This window comes from Pseudoteredinibacter isoporae (assembly GCF_040372805.1).
GTDB classification, from domain to species: Bacteria; Pseudomonadota; Gammaproteobacteria; order Pseudomonadales; family Cellvibrionaceae; genus Pseudoteredinibacter; species Pseudoteredinibacter isoporae_A.
On record NZ_BAABWJ010000001.1, the window covers coordinates 25,793 to 45,665 of the forward strand.

The 19,873-nt window shown below is 52.1% G+C and carries 18 protein-coding genes and 1 pseudogene; 11 read left to right on the top strand and 8 right to left on the bottom strand.

What is annotated here, in order from left to right; genetic code table 11:
- Window positions 1-222: 222 nt before the first annotated feature.
- Window positions 223-1,596 (bottom strand): DNA repair protein RadA, encoded by a 1,374-nt coding sequence (gene radA, locus ABWW03_RS00125; RefSeq protein ID WP_353405653.1) that lies wholly within the window; start codon window positions 1,594-1,596, stop codon window positions 223-225.
- Between the two features lie 177 nt (window positions 1,597-1,773).
- On the opposite strand from radA, the gene ABWW03_RS00130 reads away from it, so the two are divergent.
- Complete coding sequence (locus ABWW03_RS00130; RefSeq protein ID WP_353405654.1) at window positions 1,774-2,907, top strand: DnaT-like ssDNA-binding domain-containing protein; 1,134 nt, start codon at window positions 1,774-1,776, stop codon at window positions 2,905-2,907.
- Entirely contained in the window at window positions 2,876-3,487 is a 612-nt protein-coding gene (locus tag ABWW03_RS00135) for a replication protein P (protein WP_353405655.1), read from the top strand. The genes ABWW03_RS00130 and ABWW03_RS00135 overlap by 32 nt, the downstream gene beginning before the upstream one ends.
- A gap of 61 nt (window positions 3,488-3,548) precedes the next feature.
- Here ABWW03_RS00135 and ABWW03_RS00140 read toward each other — a convergent pair whose 3' ends face one another.
- The 5 genes from ABWW03_RS00140 to ABWW03_RS00160 all read right to left on the bottom strand — a co-directional run bounded on the left by ABWW03_RS00140 (window position 3,549) and on the right by ABWW03_RS00160 (window position 8,007).
- Complete coding sequence (locus ABWW03_RS00140) at window positions 3,549-4,814, bottom strand: DSD1 family PLP-dependent enzyme (protein ID WP_353405656.1); 1,266 nt, start codon at window positions 4,812-4,814, stop codon at window positions 3,549-3,551.
- 42 nt (window positions 4,815-4,856) lie between these two features.
- Window positions 4,857-6,263 carry a D-arabinono-1,4-lactone oxidase gene (locus ABWW03_RS00145; protein ID WP_353405657.1) on the bottom strand — a complete coding sequence of 469 codons (1,407 nt, stop codon included), beginning with the start codon at window positions 6,261-6,263 and terminating at the stop codon, window positions 4,857-4,859.
- A gap of 64 nt (window positions 6,264-6,327) precedes the next feature.
- Window positions 6,328-6,726 carry a c-type cytochrome gene (locus ABWW03_RS00150; RefSeq protein ID WP_353405658.1) on the bottom strand — a complete coding sequence of 133 codons (399 nt, stop codon included), beginning with the start codon at window positions 6,724-6,726 and terminating at the stop codon, window positions 6,328-6,330.
- Between the two features lie 134 nt (window positions 6,727-6,860).
- The gene (locus tag ABWW03_RS00155; RefSeq protein ID WP_353405659.1) at window positions 6,861-7,532 is read right to left on the bottom strand and encodes a TetR/AcrR family transcriptional regulator; all 672 of its coding nucleotides are present in this window, start codon (window positions 7,530-7,532) and stop codon (window positions 6,861-6,863) included.
- Between the two features lie 163 nt (window positions 7,533-7,695).
- Window positions 7,696-8,007, bottom strand: coding sequence for a PilZ domain-containing protein (locus ABWW03_RS00160; protein ID WP_353405660.1), 312 nt, complete (start codon window positions 8,005-8,007; stop codon window positions 7,696-7,698).
- Between the two features lie 110 nt (window positions 8,008-8,117).
- Between ABWW03_RS00160 and prmA the strand changes: the two genes are divergently transcribed.
- From prmA to purD, 7 genes and pseudogenes are all read left to right on the top strand, one after another.
- On the top strand, window positions 8,118-8,990 hold the full coding sequence (prmA, locus tag ABWW03_RS00165) for a 50S ribosomal protein L11 methyltransferase (RefSeq protein ID WP_353405661.1): 873 nt from the start codon (window positions 8,118-8,120) through the stop codon (window positions 8,988-8,990).
- A gap of 151 nt (window positions 8,991-9,141) precedes the next feature.
- A complete protein-coding gene (locus tag ABWW03_RS00170; RefSeq protein ID WP_353407096.1) occupies window positions 9,142-11,079 on the top strand; it encodes a DUF3426 domain-containing protein in 1,938 nt (645 codons plus the stop codon).
- A 285-nt stretch (window positions 11,080-11,364) separates the two neighbouring features.
- Window positions 11,365-11,430, top strand: a pseudogene (locus tag ABWW03_RS00175) (hypothetical protein); the annotation flags it as partial.
- Window positions 11,399-12,406 carry a tRNA dihydrouridine synthase DusB gene (gene dusB / locus ABWW03_RS00180; RefSeq protein ID WP_353407098.1) on the top strand — a complete coding sequence of 336 codons (1,008 nt, stop codon included), beginning with the start codon at window positions 11,399-11,401 and terminating at the stop codon, window positions 12,404-12,406. The pseudogene ABWW03_RS00175 and the gene dusB, both read left to right, overlap by 32 nt.
- Window positions 12,403-12,714, top strand: a complete 312-nt coding sequence (gene fis / locus ABWW03_RS00185; RefSeq protein WP_166849727.1) for a DNA-binding transcriptional regulator Fis — start codon at window positions 12,403-12,405, stop codon at window positions 12,712-12,714. The genes dusB and fis overlap by 4 nt, the downstream gene beginning before the upstream one ends.
- A 55-nt stretch (window positions 12,715-12,769) precedes the next feature.
- Window positions 12,770-14,353: a bifunctional phosphoribosylaminoimidazolecarboxamide formyltransferase/IMP cyclohydrolase gene (purH, locus tag ABWW03_RS00190; RefSeq protein ID WP_353405662.1), complete on the top strand. Its 1,584-nt coding sequence runs from the start codon at window positions 12,770-12,772 to the stop codon at window positions 14,351-14,353.
- Between the two features lie 219 nt (window positions 14,354-14,572).
- Complete coding sequence (purD, locus tag ABWW03_RS00195; protein ID WP_353405663.1) at window positions 14,573-15,859, top strand: phosphoribosylamine--glycine ligase; 1,287 nt, start codon at window positions 14,573-14,575, stop codon at window positions 15,857-15,859.
- 90 nt (window positions 15,860-15,949) lie between these two features.
- Here the strand turns inward: purD and ABWW03_RS00200 are convergent, their stop codons facing one another.
- Complete coding sequence (locus ABWW03_RS00200; RefSeq protein WP_353405664.1) at window positions 15,950-17,434, bottom strand: AAA family ATPase; 1,485 nt, start codon at window positions 17,432-17,434, stop codon at window positions 15,950-15,952.
- A 122-nt stretch (window positions 17,435-17,556) separates the two neighbouring features.
- Between ABWW03_RS00200 and coq7 the strand changes: the two genes are divergently transcribed.
- Window positions 17,557-18,204 (top strand): 2-polyprenyl-3-methyl-6-methoxy-1,4-benzoquinone monooxygenase, encoded by a 648-nt coding sequence (gene coq7, locus ABWW03_RS00205; protein WP_353405665.1) that lies wholly within the window; start codon window positions 17,557-17,559, stop codon window positions 18,202-18,204.
- Window positions 18,205-18,247: 43 nt separating this feature from the next.
- On the opposite strand, the gene ABWW03_RS00210 is transcribed toward coq7, so the two are convergent.
- Window positions 18,248-18,670 (bottom strand): OsmC family protein, encoded by a 423-nt coding sequence (locus ABWW03_RS00210; protein ID WP_353405666.1) that lies wholly within the window; start codon window positions 18,668-18,670, stop codon window positions 18,248-18,250.
- Between the two features lie 518 nt (window positions 18,671-19,188).
- Between ABWW03_RS00210 and crp the strand changes: the two genes are divergently transcribed.
- Window positions 19,189-19,824 carry a cAMP-activated global transcriptional regulator CRP gene (crp, locus tag ABWW03_RS00215; RefSeq protein ID WP_353405667.1) on the top strand — a complete coding sequence of 212 codons (636 nt, stop codon included), beginning with the start codon at window positions 19,189-19,191 and terminating at the stop codon, window positions 19,822-19,824.
- The last annotated feature ends 49 nt before the right edge of the window (window positions 19,825-19,873 follow it).

Below are 19,873 nucleotides of genomic sequence, written 5' to 3' on the forward strand. Positions count from 1 at the left end.
CACCACCCGCCTCAAATATCGAGTGTTTTTACATCTAAAGTGCTAATTAGAAGTCACTCAAAGGCTTGCTGTAGCCCCAATGGGCGAAACAAAAGCGCGCAGTATAAAACACCGCATAGTGTATTGATACTCAGCCTTTTCGAAACTCCAACTCATCCAACAAAGCCGCTGACCAAGCCACCGTTTATCGGCATCAGCGGGCTGCTTATGACAACAGGATCGCTAGAAATCTCCCAAAGCACTGATCGCTTCTTGCAAGGTTTTCACCCCCAGGACTTTCAAGCCTTCAATTGGCTCGGCCGGACAGTTGGAAATCGGAACGATAGCGCGCTTAAAACCATGCTTTGCTGCTTCGCGAAGGCGCTCCTGGCCGCTGGGCACAGGGCGAATCTCACCCGACAAGCCCACTTCACCAAAGACAACCAACCCACGATCGAGAGCGCGATTTCGAAAACTGGAGATCACCGCAAGCAACAAAGCCAGATCAGCACTGGTCTCCATCACTCGCACACCACCCACGACATTAATAAAGACATCCTGATCTCCGACCATCATGCCGCCATGGCGGTGCAGTACTGCCAGCAGCATATTCAAACGATTGTGATCCAAACCCACCGCAACTCGGCGAGGGTTTGCCTGATGACTGTCGTCCACCAATGCTTGAATTTCCACCAACAATGGGCGTGTGCCTTCCCAAACCACAATCACCAGAGAACCAGCCGACGCTTCTTCCCCCCGCTGGAGGAAAATAGCAGAGGGATTACTGACCTCTTTCAGTCCCTGCTCGGTCATGGCAAAAACACCCAATTCGTTCACCGCGCCAAATCGGTTCTTATTCCCCCTCATGGTGCGAAAACGGCTGTCATGCCCCCCCTCCAGCAGAACGGAGCAGTCGATCATATGCTCAAGCACCTTGGGTCCAGCCAGACTGCCATCTTTGGTGACATGCCCGACCAGAATCAGCACCGTACCGCTCTGCTTGGCGAAACGCGTGAGATAAGCCGCACTCTCACGAACCTGGGAGACGCTGCCCGGGGCCGAAGAAATATCCGCCAAGTGCATCACCTGAATGGAATCCACTACCATGACGCTGGGCTTATGGGTTTGCGCCACAGTGCTAATCGCCTCAACGCTGGTTTCCGACAGCATTTTTAACTTGTCAGTGGGCAGGCCGAGTCGCTTGGCTCGCATGGCCACCTGTTGCAATGACTCTTCCCCTGTGACGTAAAGCGCTTCTCGCTGCTCAGCTAAAAAACACATGGTTTGCAACAGCAAGGTGGATTTACCAGCCCCTGGGTGACCGCCTATCAACACAACAGAGCCAGGGACCAAGCCGCCACCCAAAACTCGATCGAACTCTCCAGCCCCCGAACTGAATCGCGGAACATCCTGCAGATCGATATCCGCCAGGGTTTTCACGCCGCCATCCACGGCACCGGCATAGCCCTCGAACTTCGCCGCTCGATTACTTGGGCTTGGCCCAATTTTCACCTCGGACAAACTGTTCCAGGCACCACAATCACTGCACTGCCCCTGCCACTTGCGATAGTCGGAGCCGCAATCATTGCAAACATAAGCGGTTTTAGCTTTGGCCACGTAGGAGTTCCTTACTGTCTTTTCCAGCAGCGCAGTATACCTCAGCCCGGAGAGACGAGTACGCCATTCCCATCGTATTCTGCGCCGATCAGAAGCACGATTAAACGCCAATGCCTTTTGCTTCGAGGTGCACGATTTTTCCAAGCCTAGCCAGCCAATCGATGGTAATATTGGCCCATGATTTCCCCATTTGACCACGAACGAATTTTACCTGTCTCCCCCGGCCTGGCTTCGACCATCGGTCTTGAGGAGGCCTGCCTGTTTGCCGCTCTATCCGAGCTCGCCGATATTCGCGAACCCGACCAGCAGCAGTTCTGGTCACTGAACCAGCAGGATCAACAGAAACGCCTGCCGTTTTTCAGTGATCTGGATCTTGAACGCGTCAGTAAAAGCCTGGCCGCTAAAGGATTAATCCATATCGCTTCAGCTCCCTTTCAACAAAGCGGTGTTTTGTTGTTCTGCTTTGTAAACCAGCAAGGGCAATCGAATTCGCCAAGCCATTTCCAGAACGCTAAGCCGGGCTTGCCGATTGTCTCCACCGGCCCTCGACAGGCCGCTCAAGCCGGCGCGACTCTGATTGCCCCCAACTGGCAGCCGGACTCGGACACCCTGCAGCGCTTACGACAGATGAATGTTGACGAACATTTTGCCCGGGCACAGATCCCCGAATTCGTCACCTTCTGGCGTGACAGCGGTGAATCCCATAAATCCTGGAGTGCTAAATTCATCAATCGCGTCATTCATAAATGGCGTGAGCGTGAAACATTCACGCATCAACGCGATCAAATGCGCCCCATCGATTTCAACTGGCGCCCAAGCCACGAAGCGATGGAGATGATGATCAAACACGCCGGCATCACGCCGCAATTTGTTGAAGACGCCATACCGGAGTTTATTCTGTATTGGCACGAAAAAGGCACCAGCGCAGACACCTGGAACACCAAATTCATTCAACATGTTCGTCGACAATGGGCGCGATTCCAGTCCTCGGTCGTCAACGATGCCAACCCGCAGATCATTGCCGACAATTGGCAACCCAGCGCAGATGTATTTGATATCTTAGGCATGGCCAATATCGACATGGATTTTGCCCGACGACAGCTGCCCGAGTTTGTGCTGTACTGGAAGGAAACCAAGCAGGCTCACAGCTCCTGGAACACAAAATTTTTACAGCATGTAAAATACCATTGGGCACAACAGCATAAGCTGCAGCAAAAAACGTTGCAGCCCAACTCTGCCACCAACGGCCAACAACCACGCAGCACAAGAGAACGCAGCCTTGTCGAAGACCTCACTGACACATCCTGGTAATCAAAACAGCGAAGACATCCAGGGCCGTAAAGAGACCATCAATCAGGTCTTCAGCCTGTTTCGCATCAATTACCACAACCAGTACCACAGCGCCTTTGGCAGTGACGAGCTGCTCGGGCAAGCCAAACGGCTGTGGCTGGACGGTTTGCAGCGTTTTGATAACGACAGTATTTTGCGCGGCGCCAAACGGGTCATGGAAACCTCCGACTACCTTCCCACGCTGAATAAAATGATACGAGCCTGCGAAGGTGAACCCTCCCAGCATGGTTTACCCGCACCATACAGCGCTTATCAGGAAGCCTGTGGCGCTCCCAGCCCCAAAGCAGAAGTGCAATGGAGCCATCCTGCTGTATATTTGGCCGGGAAAGAGGCTGGCTGGTTTATGCTCGCCAGTAATGCAGAGAAAACCGCCTTTCCTATTTTTAAACAATGCTATGAAAAATATTGCGAGCAGGTTTTAGCGGGCAACACCCTGAGCATGCCCGAACAAAAAGCCTTGCCAGAAGAAGTGGGCGAGCCCCTGTCGAAAGAGGAAAACCTCAAGCGTATGGCCGAGCTGAGATCCCAACTGGATTTATAAGCTGCCCAAAGACTCTTGGGAAACGTTGAACCTTGGCGGCTCAACTCATCACACCGTCAGTTCATGACAGCTGCTGCTGAAACACCGGCCACCGCTCACTGACACGACCGTTTTCCAAAACAGCGATGTCCCCAAATTGCAAAAACACAAACTCGCTCTGGGTCGGTCTCAGAAACACCCAGTCATCCGCCTGCAATTCCACCGAGCGGGAACCATTGAGCATTTCCTGATTTGTTGAACGCCCAAATACCGGATTCGGACTCAAACCTTTTGGCGACTCAGCCAGCGCCTTCCAGTACCCTCCGTAGGTAAAAAAACTGCGTTCGCGATTCGGGTTCCACCAGGCCATTACCTTGCCTAGTGCCGCCACACCGGGCAACTCAGTACTAGGGAGGGCTTTAATCACCGGCGTAGCAATAAAAGAGGCCGCTTGATGATCAGCCAGACTAGGAAGGTCGAAATCTGTCGGCTTAACCAAACAGGAGCCCGCTGCAAGCTCATTATGGGGAAATTCACCTTCATCATACAACTGATAGGTTGGGCTGCCCGCCGCATTGAGTGTCCACTCAGGGTCTTTCCCACCAAAAACATTCACGGCAACATCCAGGTATTTTTGGTACTCCGCCATCGCCTTATCGCGATGGGATAGCGCATCCCCTGGCAGTTTCACTACATGAGGTTCATACCCCATCAAACCGGAAAAATTCAACAAAGTACTGTCTTTGATCGTCGTCAGCATACTCAGGAGGTCGGCTTCATTATTAACACCACCACGATGCAAGCCGACATCGATTTCAATATTGATTCGCATGGGCTGCTTGAGCGCCTCTGCGAGCGCTTGGTACTGGGCCAATCGGCTGGGACTGTCAACCAACCATTGCATTTGCTGCTGAGGTTGGAACTCACCCTCTAACTGCTGATAAAAGTTTCGTGCAGCGGCAACCGGCATTGGCTTGCCAAACAGAACATCCGAATCTGGAAACGCTTTCGCCACCTGGTTTGCAAAAGGCTGATGAAACAGCATCAAACGCTTGGTATTGGCACGCTCCATAACCTCACGTAACAGGTCTACAGACGGCAGTGACTTAGCTACCACGCGGAAATGAAAACGGCCATTAATATGCTTCGTGAGCGTATCAATATTTTTATGGAGACGGGATTTATCGATCAACAAACTGGGTTGTGCCAGCGAGGCGTCCTCCAGCCCCACACTCAAGGATTTAAAATAATCACTGTGAGCTCCACCCTTATCCTTTGGACGCAAGGCCACTGCGGCAAGGGTTCCAGCACCAAGGCCAAGTAACATATTTCTTTTGGTTTTCTGCATGTTGAACTTCCACATTTGAGCCCGCAATCTTTCGATGACGACTTATGAAAACAGCCCCTTTAGATAAGGATTCAAGAACTTTCCATTAGGGTCCAACTGTTGACGCACAGCCTTAAAATCTTGCCAATGGGGATACAGCTTCGCCAATTCATTCCCACTCAGGGTGTTTAATTTACCCCAGTGTGGGCGGCCGCCGTATTTTTTAAAGATAGGCTCTACCGCGGCATACAGAGGCTTAAAATCTTCCTGGAAAAAACGATGCACAGCAATTGAACAGCTCTCCCGACCACTGAAAGGGCTCAACCAAATATCATCGCTCTTGACGACTCGTACTTCAAAGGGGAAAAACACCTCTGGAAAGTTGTTTTCCACTTCGGCACGAATTTCTTTAAAGGCCGGCACCAGACTTTCCCGCGGCAGGTGATACTCCATTTCGTTAAAGCGCACATTGCGCTCTTTAGCGTAGTTCTCCCAGGAGTTGGCGACCACCACCTCTTTATCGATGCTGCTCATATATGAAGACAAAATAAGTTCGCGAATTTTCGGCGACCAGCTCAACCAGTCACGTACGCTCTTCAAAGTATTGGCGCCGTCATTCTGGTCCATTTCTTCCGTGCGTGAAGGTGGCTCGTCCGTAATGTTATGCACATCCGTAAAACCCATGCCCGAAAAAGGAATATAATAGAATTCAAAGTTCCGATTATTGTCCGCCAGCTTATCCACCTGACTCAGAATATCTTCTACCGGCATCCATTCGGTTTCGCGGCGCAAACGATAAAGCGGTTCATTACGCATGCGAATCTGTGTCACGATTCCCAAAGCCCCCAAACTCACTTGAGCAGCTTTAAATATTTCGGCATTTTCATGCACGCTGCATTCCAAAACCTCACCGCTGGCTGTCAAAAGCTGAAGACCTTCCACATAACTCGACATGCACCCCAGGGAAGCCCCCGTGCCGTGCGTGGCCGTCGCCAATGCACCTGCCAGACTTTGCTCGTCGATATCAGGCATATTAATCAAAGCCTGGCCACGCTCAGCAAGTGGGCCGCCAATGTCGCCCAATCGTGTTCCTGCCCAGATGCGAGCTGTGTTATCCATCGCATTGTGGTCGATGACTCCCGTCAGTCGGCTCAGGGAAATAATCGTGTCATCCGTGGGCACCAAAGGCATAAAGGAATGCCCTGCACCGACTGGCCGCACAATGCCTTCGGCGCCTGCCACTAGCTCCTGGAGCTCATTAAGCGATGAAGGCGCCTTTCGCGCGGCCGGATAACACTGCTGCGAACCGGACCAATTACGCCAGGGGATACGACGCTTTTTTTTCGTCGCCGCATCGCCGGCGGCATCTCCAGAACGGCTTGCGGAAGCCGCCAAACTGATACTTGGGTTTACCGCTGCAACGGTAGCGCCCGCCACCAGGGCACTTAAAAACTGTCTTCGATTACTCATGATTTACCTTGAATACCGTGTTCTCAACATCGTGTCTTGAAAGCCCTTCGGCCTCTCAGTCGACCTATTGGGAAAGCGCATCGCCTGCCATAAATTGAATCAATGCTTCAAATTGCTCCGGCTCGCAATCCATGCACATCCCTAGAGGAGGCATCCCACCAACACCATTAATGACGTTATCCAACAACACCTCCATGCCCTTCTCCGCGCGTGGCGCCCAGGCGACCACATCGCCACTTTGAGGAATAGCGGGTGCACCCGTACCATGGCAGGCTTTGCAACTGCGTTGATAAATCGCAGCCAGTTGAGGATCACTCGGTTCAAGTGCACGAAGCGAGGTTTTGGCCGAGCCAGTTTCGGAGGCCTCTTCTGAACCACCACAGGCACTGAGCAACAAAGCGGAGCTCAGCATCAGGACGAGAACGCCCCCAAAGGAGAAAATATTGGTTTTTTTGCTGTTCATATTCAGGCCCGTTTATACGACATATTGAATATACTAGTTATAACTAACTTTTAAGATACGACGACACGCTGCTCAGGTCAAGCATTGAACGTCAGAACGAGAAACGAACGGCGAGCTATCCGCCCACCAAGCCCTTAAGGGCCAATGTATTCGAGGCCTTTTATCATATCGCGCCAATACAGCACGATAATTCTGGCCGCCTCCTCGACCGCAACATCTGCCGAGGTATCATCGTCTTCAATGGCCATCTCCACCGCAGCCATCGCCACCTCCATGGACAAACGACTTTGCAGCGCAATGCGCCCTTCATCCTCATCAACCTTGTAGTAGGCCTGCCACTGAGACAGTAGCCATTGGGTCATGCGCTTATGAGACTGCAGGCGCACCTCCTGCAAAATGGGGATCGCACGCATAGCCGACAACACCGCCAAGCTTGCCGGCTGCTCGCAAGTGACATCATAGGTTTGCCGTACCAGACCTTCCACTTCCGTAAAGAGCTTTTCAGGATCACTGGGATCAAAATAGGTTTCATGCCACTCCACCAAAATCTGGTTTTGGCGATCCATCAAGCGGGCACCCAAAGCATAAAGCACGGCGTATTTATTTTTAAAATAGCGATACAGGGCAGGCACTGTGATCCCGGCACGCTCCGCTATGAGATTCGTTGAAATGCGCTCCACACCGAGCTCGACCAGCAATTCGCTGGCCGCTTTTAGAATCCCCTCATAGGTCTGCACAGCACGCTGTTGCTGGGGACGGTTTTTTTCCAGTAAATCGGGAGGGACATGGGATTTTTTAAAGGGCACAAGCTTACCTTCAGCAACAGGTCTTGAAATAGAAACGCAGCTTAACCATGGTCGATATACTTGTCCACGGCACTTAAGTCTGGCGTTTTGTCATTATTTTGATACGCAAGGCCAAATGGCAACGGCAATATATTTCACCGACATCATTCGGCAGCGGTCTGGCTTACACACCCAAATCTCTTAGACTGGAAGACAATCCGGGATGACCGTCCGCTTTGCATACTCGAAAACCAGCGCCGGCTTCTTCGAAACGCACGATTTCCATATCGAGTAACGATTGCGGTCTTGCGGTCCCCAGCACCTGCCCCTGGATAATGGTCCCCATAGGCGGGAGAATTTCCGCATCCAACAATAAGAAGAGACCTTCATCAGAAACATCTCGGGTATTCACTTCCTTCTCACCAAAACTCGAATGATAGATTTTCATTCGGCAAAGAACCTTAACCCGACGCGATGAGCGTTTTTCTTGCTCCATATTCCTCACCCGTTTCCCCGCCAGCTGCTAGGCATTATATTTACGCTAAGTATAATAGCGCCGCTTATTCATTATAGCCTTCAACAGAGCAACCCGTACTGAGACCCACTATGCCCTGGTTACAACTTAAAATTGACTCCAACCGCAATCAAGCCGAAGCCATCGAAGATCTGATGCTGGCGACCGGAGCGGTATCCGTCACTCTGCAAGATAATGCAGATCAACCCATTTTGGAACCGGCACTTGGCGAAACTCCCCTGTGGCTGGAAACTCGGGTCACCGGTCTGTATGAAGCGGATATCGACACTCAGGCGGTTTCTGAGGTGTTCACCCAACAAGATATATCAGGTCGTTGGGAGCAATTGGAAGATAAAGACTGGGAGCGGGAGTGGATGAAAAACTACCACCCCATTCAATGCGCCGACGACTTCTGGATCTGTCCGAGCTGGATAGCCCCCCCTAAACCAGCGGCGATTAACTTAATGCTTGATCCAGGCCTCGCTTTCGGTACCGGCACACACCCGACGACGTATTTGTGCCTGCAGTGGCTGGCCGCTCAGGAACTCAGGGGCCTGGACATTATCGATTACGGCTGCGGCTCCGGCATTTTAGCCATAGGTGCGCTTCTGAAAGGCGCCAACAAAGCCATCGGCGTTGATATCGATCCACAAGCCCTGATCGCGACACGCGAAAACAGCCAGCGCAACCAGCTACCAGAAGATGCCATCACCGTTTTCCTGCCGGAAAAATGTCCCCAGGAAGCTACCGATGTCATGCTTGCCAACATTCTCGCAGGCCCATTGGCTGAGCTTGCTCCCAACTTAAGCACGCTGACCAAACTGGGTGGAAAACTTTGTCTTTCCGGCATTCTGTTCAATCAGGCCGAAGTGGTTATGGCGGCCTATCGCCCTTGGTTCAAATTCGACGAACCCAAGCAGCACGAAGAGTGGGTGTGCCTTACCGCAACCAAAATCAAGAACTGATCCTGGAATACAGGATGGGGGAGTGGCCCATTTTCCATAGAGTCGCTACACTGTCGGCCACTAAGTAAACCATTTGATCGAATTGCTGACGCCGAACAGTGTCAGCCCGAGATGGACAAGATCAGGAACAAACAAGACCACAGTGGATACCATGATCACTCGCTGCCCAGCCTGCAGCACCGCATTTAATGTGAACAGCCAGCAGCTTGCCAGCGCCCGTGGCGCTGTGCGCTGTGGTTCCTGCCTGCAAGTGTTTAAGGCAACCGATCATATTGTGTTAGACGGTCTGCAAACCAGCAGCCCGCAGCCAGATTCCACGACCGACACACTCGGTCAGAGCGAACAGGACAGCGCCGACGTTTTTGAGATCGACACCCATTCGCTTCCCGAAAAACCAAGAGAAGAGCCAAGGGAAGAGCCAAGGGAAGTACCGACATACAACAGAGATGCATTGGATGGCCTACCCAGCTGGGACCAGTACCCCAATGACCATACCGATCGGAAAGATCCAGATTCAATCCAGGATTTTCAGGAGCTGGCCAGCGATTTGGATGAAGACCCATTCCAACAGGTCGATCAACAACTCGCAGAACAGCTGGATCAGGAACTTGAGGCCGCTTTTGCCAGCAATCTGGATATCGAACCCCCCAGTGAAGCACCATCGGATGACTACATCAGCTCCTTTGACATTGCTGACACGGGCGCAACGCTATCCGAATTGGAACCGGAACCCCCGCTTGCTCCAATCAACGACGAAGCACCAACAGCACCGCCCTCTTCCGCAGAACTCGACAACCACAGTGATTTTTTTGATGAATTGAGTGAGCTGGCCGAACAAAGCCTGGAAGAAGCCACTGGGACACCGGCCGAAGCATCATCTGACACAGACGAGCAGGCCGAATCTGACGCGGAACAAGCAGCCGCAGAAGACATCCCGGCCGAGCCGCCCGCATACAACGAGCCCGCTCAAACCCGCGCACCGAACTCGTCTGAAGAACCCCGTTTTATCGACGACGATACCGAGCCCTTCAATCAAAAGCCGGAAACCAATCGCAGCCTCCCCCAGGCGTTCAGCCCTGAATTACCCGAGGAAAACGACAGCGAACAGGATGAGAGCTGGGCGCTCGATATGATGATGAAGGAGCTGGACAATGCCAGCGACCTCAACCAGCCATCCAAGATCGAGCAGGTGCTCGATGGCCGCACCATGGAGGACAGCAGTCCTCTAGAAGAAATTTTGAATGACCGCCCCGCGCCTGATCTCGATAACGATCCCCACCCACAGGAAGTTGAACTCAGTGGGCTGGATCTGAGCTCAGAACTGGAAGATGCGCTTAGCATGGAGTCCATTGAAAGTGGTCACCTGAGCCTCGCGGCGGACAGCGAATTTAATTTGGAGCAGAACAACACTGACACCGATTCGGCGATGGCGAGTGCCGAGGGCAGCTTCAGTGGTGCCACAGAGGAAGACGACACGCAGGAAACATCGGCCGACACAGAGGACACAGAGCCTGAACTGGACGCTCACATTATTCCCCAACAGGAAGAGCCCAGCAAAGCCGAAATGATCGACAGCATCGAGCCCGAACCGCTGGAAATGGAGTTCCGCCAGGAAAAACCCAATTGGAACTGGCTATGGGGAACCGGCGCTGCGCTCGCACTGCTTTTGGCGGTGGGTCAATTGGCCTGGATTAAGTTTGACGATCTCAATCGCCAACCTCCTTATCGTGGCTATTACCAAATCGCCTGCAACATCCTGTCTTGTTCACTGCCACCGCAAATCGATTTGAGCAAGCTCAAAGCCTCAAACTTGGTCGTTCGCAGTCACCCGGAAACCGAACACGCTCTGGTCGTCGACATGGTGCTACTGAACCTCGCACAGTTTGAGCAGGAGTTCCCCGACATTCAACTCACCTTCAGTGATATTCAAGGCAAAGCACTCGCCAGCCGCGTGTTCCGTCCTTCAGAATATCTTGCCGGCGAACTGGCAGGGGCGAGTCGCATGCCCATCCAACGTCCCATCCATCTCTCTTTGGATATTGTCGATCCTGGCAATGAAGCCGTGAACTACAAAGTCGACGTTCGCTAAGCCGAAGCTGGGGGCATGGCCAATTCCCCTCCAGCAAGCCCGCTTCACTGACGATCAACATGCAAATTCAGGCGACAGTCATTCCGACCTACTGAAGGCCGATCAAAAAAACGGCAAATCGAACAAATTCCCACTTCCCTAAGCGGGTGCTCTACAGGTATTATATGCGCCCTTTTTCGGGAGCCTGGTGGAAAAATAAGCAGCTCATTTTGCTCGCCAATCACCAGATCCCCAAAAACCGACCATAATCTAAAGCGCATTGAAAACAAAGGCTTAGATAAGGTCTTGAACCAGCTTGCAGGAAAGAAACTTGTTTCATATCGGCCCATATCAGATCCAAAGCCCAGCAGTACTGGCGCCTATGGCTGGTATTACAGACCAACCCTTCCGCCGACTGTGCAAGCAGTACGGTGCTGGTATGGTAACGGCCGAAATGTTGACCTCCGACATCAAGCTCTGGAACAGCCGTAAATCCCAGCAACGCTTGATTGACAAAGACGAAGCCGAACCCCGAGCCGTACAAATTGCCGGCGCCGAACCCACCATGCTGGCCCAGGCGGCGCAAGCCTGCGTTGAGCACGGAGCCCAAATCGTCGACATCAACATGGGCTGCCCTGCTAAAAAAGTCTGCAACAAAGCCGCTGGCTCAGCCCTACTGCGTGACGAAATGCTGGTTGCCGACATCCTGCACCAGGTTGTCGCCGCAGTGGATGTACCCGTGACACTGAAAATTCGCACCGGCTGGTCACCAGAGGAACGGAATGGTTTGCGTATTGCCCGCATTGCAGAAGATGCCGGCATCCAGGCTCTCACTGTGCATGGCCGCAGTCGTGCCTGTCGCTTTAAAGGCAATGTTGAATACGACACGATAGCCACCATTGCGCAGGCCATATCGATTCCCGTCATTGCTAATGGCGACATCAACGACGCCCGCAAAGCAAAACAAGTGTTGGACTACACCCAGGCTGCGGCCATTATGGTTGGCCGTGGAGCCCAGGGGCGCCCCTGGATTTTTCGCGATATTAATCACTACTTGGCCGGGCATGGCGAAGCGCCAGCGGCCGAGCTCTCCGACATTCAACAAACGATTACCCTGCATCTCGAGGCCCTGCACCAATACTACGGTGACTACCTCGGTTTGCGCATCGCCCGTAAACATATGGGCTGGTATTTGCAGACACTGTCTGAAGATACCCAAAGGGCTGCTTTCGATTGGTCAGGCTTGCGCCAGACTTTTAATCGCTTGGAAGACAGCCAACAACAACAGCATTATGTCGAACAGCTGTTCGACGACTTAATCAAGACTAAAGAGGAACAAGCCGCATGAATAGCGTAGAAACCTTCGCAACTGAAGCTCCAGTAGCGAACACGCCTGTTGAGACTAACCAGCTGACCGATACCAGCCGCAACCAGTCTCTGCGTGACAGCGTTGAAATTGCGATGGAAAACTACTTCCGCAACTTGGAAGGCCAAAGCGTAACCGATGTATACGAGCTGGTTATGGCTGAAGTCGAAGCTCCAATGTTGGAAGTGATCATGAAACACACTCGTCACAATCAAACCAAAGCCGCACAGGTGTTGGGTTTGAATCGTGGCACCCTGCGTAAAAAATTAAAGCAGTACGGCTTACTGTAAATCGTTATTGGGTCATTTATCCGATTTCCTATTTGATCACTGACAGGATCTACCCATGAGCTCTAGCAATGACCAAGGCCTGGTTGCCGTAAAGCGCGCGCTAATCAGCGTGTCCGATAAATCAGGTATTGTTGAATTTGCCCAGCAACTCAGCGCCATGGGCGTTGAATTGCTTTCCACTGGCGGAACTTTTCGCTTGTTGCAGGAAAACAACATTGCCGTCACCGAAGTGTCCGATTACACCGGTTTTCCGGAAATGATGGACGGCCGAGTGAAGACCTTGCACCCTAAAGTGCACGGTGGCATTTTGGCACGTCGCGGCCAGGACGACAGTGTGATGGCCGAACACGGCATCAACGCCATTGATATGGTTGTCGTCAACCTATACCCCTTCGAGCAAACCGTTGCTAAAGAAAACTGCAGTCTGGAAGACGCCATCGAGAACATCGATATCGGCGGCCCTACTATGGTTCGCGCAGCCGCAAAAAATAATACCTTCGTGAACATTGTGGTTAACGCCAGCGACTACGAAGCCATTATTGCTGAAATGAAAGCGAATGACGGTGCGACACGTCAAGCCACGCGCTTCGATCTGGCCATCAAAGCTTATGAGCATACCGCCGCTTACGATGGCGCTATCGCAAATTATTTTGGTCGCATGGTACCCGGTGGTAATGAGAAGTTCGCCCGCACATTCAACAGTCAATTCGTCAAAGCTCAGGACATGCGTTACGGTGAGAACTCTCACCAAGACAGCGCGTTTTACGTTGAAAAAAATGCTGCCCCTGGCACCATCGCCAGCGCACAACAAATTCAAGGTAAAGCACTGTCTTACAATAATATCGCCGATACCGATGCGGCACTTGAAACGGTCAAACTCTTCGACGAAGCCGCCTGCGTGATCGTAAAACACGCCAACCCTTGCGGTGTCGCCGTCGCATCTGACATTAACAGTGCCTATGAACTGGCTTTCGCTACCGACCCTGAATCAGCCTTTGGCGGCATCATTGCCTTCAACCGCGAGCTGGACGCAGAGACCGCGGCCAACATCTGCGCCAAGCAGTTTGTCGAAGTGATCATTGCTCCGAGCATCAGTGCGGAAGCCAAGACAGCCGTTGCTGAAAAGAAAAATGTTCGCCTGCTCGAATGTGGCGAATGGGGTCAAACGGCACCAAGCTTCGACCTGAAGCGTGTTGCTGGCGGACTGCTGGTTCAAGACCGCGACCTCGGTATGGTTGGCGCCAGTGATCTGCAAGTCGTGACCAAACGTCAACCTACGGAAGAAGAAATTCGCGACCTGCTGTTCACCTGGAAAGTGGCCAAAATGGTTAAGTCCAATGCCATTGTCTACGGTAAAAACGGCCAGACGATTGGCGTGGGTGCCGGACAGATGAGTCGAGTTAATTCAGCCCGCATTGCAGCCATTAAAGCCGAGCACGCTGGTTTGGAGGTGAATGGCAGTTGCATGGCTTCCGATGCCTTCTTCCCGTTCCGCGACGGCATTGATAACGCGGCTAAGGTTGGTATCAGCTGCGTTATTCAGCCCGGCGGTTCCATCCGCGACGAGGAAGTAATTGCGGCGGCCGATGAGGCCGGCATGGCAATGGTGTTTACCTCAATGAGACACTTCCGTCATTAAGGTTTTAAGGGCGCGATGACAGCCCAGGCTTCGGAACTCAGTCGGTCATGTTTGGATACATTCCCGCCCTGAGCGCCGGAGCACCTTGTCAGAAAGACCAATCCACCACTTAGCTTCTTATTAATGCCTGAATTAATGAGTGGTGACTTTAATTAACTGGAAGGAAAAAGAGTCAGCTTGCTTGCTCAAACTCTTTCCCTCTCATACCTGACGTTTATTATGAATATATTGGTTATTGGTTCCGGTGGGCGCGAACATGCCCTGGCCTGGAAAGCGGCGCAAAGCGCTGGTGTTGAAAAAGTATTTGTGGCCCCAGGTAATGCCGGTACAGAACTGGAAGACAAGCTTGAGAACATTGCCATTGGCGTTGGTGATTTTGAAGCGCTTGCTGATTTCGCCGAGCAGAACAACGTAGGCTTAACCATTGTGGGCCCTGAAGCGCCTTTGGTTGATGGTGTTGTCGATTACTTTGCTGAACGTCAGCTACGCTGTTTTGGCCCAAGTAAAGGTGCAGCCCAGCTGGAAGGCTCAAAAGCGTTCACCAAAGACTTTTTAGCTCGCCATAACATTCCCACTGCCGAATACCAAAATTTTACGGAAGTGGAACCTGCACTGGCTTATCTGCGAGAAAAAGGGGCGCCCATTGTTGTGAAAGCCGATGGCCTGGCCGCCGGTAAAGGGGTCATCGTTGCCGAAACCCTGGAGCAAGCCGAAGACGCCGTAAAAGACATGCTGTCTGGAAACGCTTTCGGTGATGCGGGCTGTCGCGTCGTGATTGAAGAGTTTCTGGATGGGGAAGAAGCCAGCTTTATCGTTATGGTTGACGGCAAGAATATCTTACCGATGGCCACCAGCCAGGATCACAAACGTGTTGGTGATGGTGATACCGGCCCGAATACCGGCGGCATGGGCGCGTACTCTCCCGCACCTGTCGTCACAACGGAAATTCACGATCGTATTATGGCGCAAGTCATTGTACCTACCGTGGAAGGTATGGCGAAGGAAGGGAATGACTACACCGGCTTCCTGTATGCCGGCTTGATGATCAACGCCGACGGCCAACCCAAAGTCATTGAATACAACTGTCGTTTTGGAGACCCGGAAACGCAACCTATCATGATTCGTTTGCAATCGGATCTGGTCGCACTGTGCAATGCTGCTCTGGACAAAACCCTCGATTCAGCAACGGCCAACTGGGACAACCGCGCCGCGATGGGTGTGGTGCTCGCCGCAGGTGGCTACCCAGCCAGCTACAACAAAGGCGACGTCATTCACGGACTGGAAAACAGCGGTAGTGATGTCGCAAAAGTCTTTCACGCTGGCACAGCGATGAAAGACGGCCATGTTGTAACTGCCGGTGGACGCGTTCTCTGTGCAACCGCACTGGGAGATTCAGTCAGCGAAGCACAGGCCGAAGCATACAAACTGGTGAAGTCCATTCACTGGGACGGCAGCTTTTATCGTAACGATATTGGCTACCGGGCTATTGCTCGCGAAGAAGCGTAATTCAACACGCCTCTCCTGAAAACCCAAAAGGCCAGCTTAACGCTGGCCTTTTGGGTTTACGGGCACAGAACCTATGCAGCCCTGAAGGCATTAGGCCGGTACGGCTCGATCCTGGGCCCAGCTCCTCAAGGCACTCACCTGCTCAGACATGGTCTGTGACAGCGGCACACTGACAGACAGTTCCGCCAGCAGCTGATCTGTCGACAGACATGTAACATCATGCTTGTCAGCACCCGCGCTGTAACCCGCCGCAATGACCGCCTGTTCGATTTCAGCACCGGTAAAACCCTCACTGGCGCGCAGCAAAACCGGCCAATCCAACTCGAGTCGATAACCGCGCTTGGCCAGATGGATTTCAAAAATTTTCTGCCGTGCTTGCGGCCCAGGTAAATCCACAAAAAAGATTTCATCGAAACGGCCCTTGCGGACCAACTCAGCAGGCAACGCGCTAATGTCATTACTGGTAGCAACAATGAATACCGGCTTATCGCGCTCTGACATCCAAGTCAGTAATGTGCCCAGAACCCGCTTAGAGGTACCGTGATCTTCACCGCCCTGGGCCAAACCTTTTTCAATTTCATCCAGCCACAAGACGCAGGGACTCATATTGTCGGCCAATGACAATGATTCACGCAGATTACGTTCGGTTTCGCCAAAGTATTTGTTGTACAGTGCGCCCATATCCAAACGCAGCAATGGCAGGTCCCACATGCCAGCCACCGCTTTGGCCGCCAGACTTTTTCCGCCGCCCTGCACACCGAGCATCAACATCCCCTTTGGCGTATCTTTGGCGTCGCTGCTGCCCGTTTTTAAAAAGGCTTGCTGTCGTTGTTTCAACCAAAGCTTCAAATTGTCCAAGCCACCGACCTGGGCAAATTTTGCGGTTCGATACTCAAAACTGAGCACGCCCTCCATGTCCATCAGAGCAAATTTAGCGCGATTTAACACCGGGATATCGTCCTCGGTGATTGCGCCATCATCTGCAATGGCACCCCGAACCAAGCGACGAATTTCCTGATGCCCAAGGCCTCGGACATTCGCCACCAACATATCCAGCGCTTTTTGATCCGCTTTCACTCGATCGGCGCTTTGCTCTGAAGCCCACTTCGTCGCTTCCTCACGCACAATATTCATGACCTCATCATCCGTGGGAGGAATCAGTTCGACACGCGCACTGTAGCGCACCAACTCAGGAGGCAATTCGATTTTATGGCTCAAAAATACTAGGCAATGCGCCATGGCGGCATGATTCAACACGATGTCTTTGAGCAGACGGATGATTTTAGGGCTTTCTTTGAAGTACGGATGAAAATCACAGAGTACGAACAAGCCTGGCTTGCTGGCTGTTTTAATATGTTCCAGTACTTTCTCAGGCTCCGTCGTACTGGAATTCAGATTGATCTGTGAACCAAAGGTCAGGCGAGTCAAGCCATCGGTGACGGACCAGCGATACACGGACTGACGCTTTGGCCTGCCCTGCTCCAAGATTTGATCCAAAGCCGTTTTCTCGTCGTAACTTTCCAACACCACCAAAGGTGGGCGACTATCAAATACCGCTTTCAGATCTTCATTCATTGCACTGCTTCCCGGATAGATTCAAAGCTTAGACGAGCGAAACAATCCCCATGGATGGTTTTTCCCTTGGCATCAGGATACAGTAGAATAATGTTTTGAAAACCCGAAAATGAGAAAGCCCCATGGCAAGTTTACGTCGTCACAGCCTTCTGGATCAGCTGATCGGACAAGCAGACCGAGCCCTGCGAACGCTGAGCCCGGATACACAGGCCCACAGCCGTCCCTCGCCCGCCCAGCAATTGGATGAGGCAGAAATGAGTGAAACAGAGCGCCAACATGCCGCGGGCCTGATGCGGGTCAATCACACCGGCGAAGTCATGGCACAAGCTCTGTACCAAGGCCAGGCCCTGACCGCCAAATTGCCTGAAGTGCGCAAAGAAATGGAACATGCGGCTGACGAAGAGATTGACCACTTGGCTTGGTGCGAAGATCGCACTCGCCAACTCGGTAGTCACACCAGCCTCTTGAACCCTATGTGGTATGGTCTGTCCTTTGGCATGGGGGCCACCGCAGGCTTAGTCAGCGATCGGGTCAGCCTGGGGTTTGTCTCTGCCATCGAAGATCAGGTATGCGAGCACCTGGAAGAACATCTTCAAACACTGCCGGCGCAAGACCAAAAAAGTCGGGCAATTGTTGAGCAAATGCTGGAAGACGAGGCCAAGCACTCTCACGCGGCACTGGAAGCAGGAGGCATTCGCTTTCCCGGCCCCATCAAACAGGCAATGAGCTTAATGTCCAAAGCAATGACAAAAACCAGCTACCGTATCTGAGGACACCATAGCGGGTTTTCTGTAGGGGGAAAGGGTTCGCCGATCAATCCAGTTCGACGATTTCATAGGAGTGTGTCATTTCGACACCAGCCTCTTGCAGCATAATAGACGCCGAGCAGTATTTCTCTGCCGACAGTGACACGGCCTTTTTAACCTGGCTCTCTTTCAATTTACGTCCACTCACGACAAATTTTAGGTGCATCTTGGTATAGACCGCCGGCACCGCATCCGCACGCTCGCCTTCAACAAAGACTTCACAAGATTCAACGTCTTGTCGGGATTTTTGCAGAATGCCAATGACGTCATAACTAGAGCAACCGCCGACCGCGACCAGCATGAGCTCCATTGGGCGTGCGCCCAGATTTTCCCCACCTTTTTCTTCAGGGCCATCCATCGCGATGGTGTGCCCGGTTCCGGTGGTTGCCACAAAATGAACGTTTCCGCCCCACTTCACTTGCGCTTTCATGTTTTTCCTCAGCCAACCAAAAGCGATAGATTAACACATGCGCCAAATCTGAATGAGGCATTCCCTTAGGCTATGTCTCTATATCCTTATGCTGAAATATCAAAGCCTGTCGGCCAAATATTCCGCAAATCCTGTATTCCCAGGAAACTTTTAGGCGTTTGGCGATGTCTATCACAGATTAATCTACAACCGGTAAACACAATCGCCGTGGTGGCTATCACAATTCCTTTTAGGAGCAAGTCACAATTCATCGGATAATTGCCAAGTAAACGATTTAAAGTGTAGATTAAGGGGAGTATTAGCGCCATAATCGCTGTCTAATTTCGCCACAGACTCGCATTAGAGCTGTGGAATAAAAAAAACAAAAACCCTTTATTTTAGAACTATAAAGACCCGGTCAAAACGCGCCTGCGAAGCCTGTAGTATTATCGCTTGATGGGACAAGCGCTGAAGGTTCAGCAAAAACGGCAAAGGATGCGATAACGGGTCAGACGCAGAGGCGACACCAGGAGTCAACATTGAACAACGTTCCATTAACACCACATATCGAACATGTGGAAGAGTTTTTAAGTTATTGCCATAGACGCAGGTATCCCGCCAAAAGCACCCTGATCTACGCTGGTGATAACAGTGACTCCTTGTATTACATTATTCGGGGCTCAGCCACAGTTGTCATCGAGGACGATGAAGGCCGTGAAATGATCGTGGCCTACTTGAACGAAGGCGACTTCATCGGTGAGATGGGTCTGTTCGAGGACAATGACGCTCGCAGTGCATGGGTACGCGCCAAAACCGAATGTGAAGTTGCGGAAATCAGCTACTCAAAATTCCGCGAAATTTCTGAAAGTCATCCTGAATTTATTTACGCCCTGGGCCGCCAAATGGCCAAGCGTTTACGCAATACCACACGCAAGGTTGGCGATCTGGCCTTCCTGGATGTGACCGGTCGTGTTGCTCGCACCCTGCTGGATTTAAGCCAGGAGCCCGATGCAATGACTCACCCCGACGGTATGCAAATTAAAATTACTCGCCAGGAAATTGGCCGCATTGTCGGCTGCTCCCGAGAGATGGTCGGTCGAGTTCTGAAAACACTGGAAGATCAAGGCCTGGTTTCCGTTAAAGGTAAAACCATGGTGGTGTTTAACACCCGCTGATCGATACAGCAGTCATTCCAAAAGGGTTAACGCTGTGCTGCGCTAACCC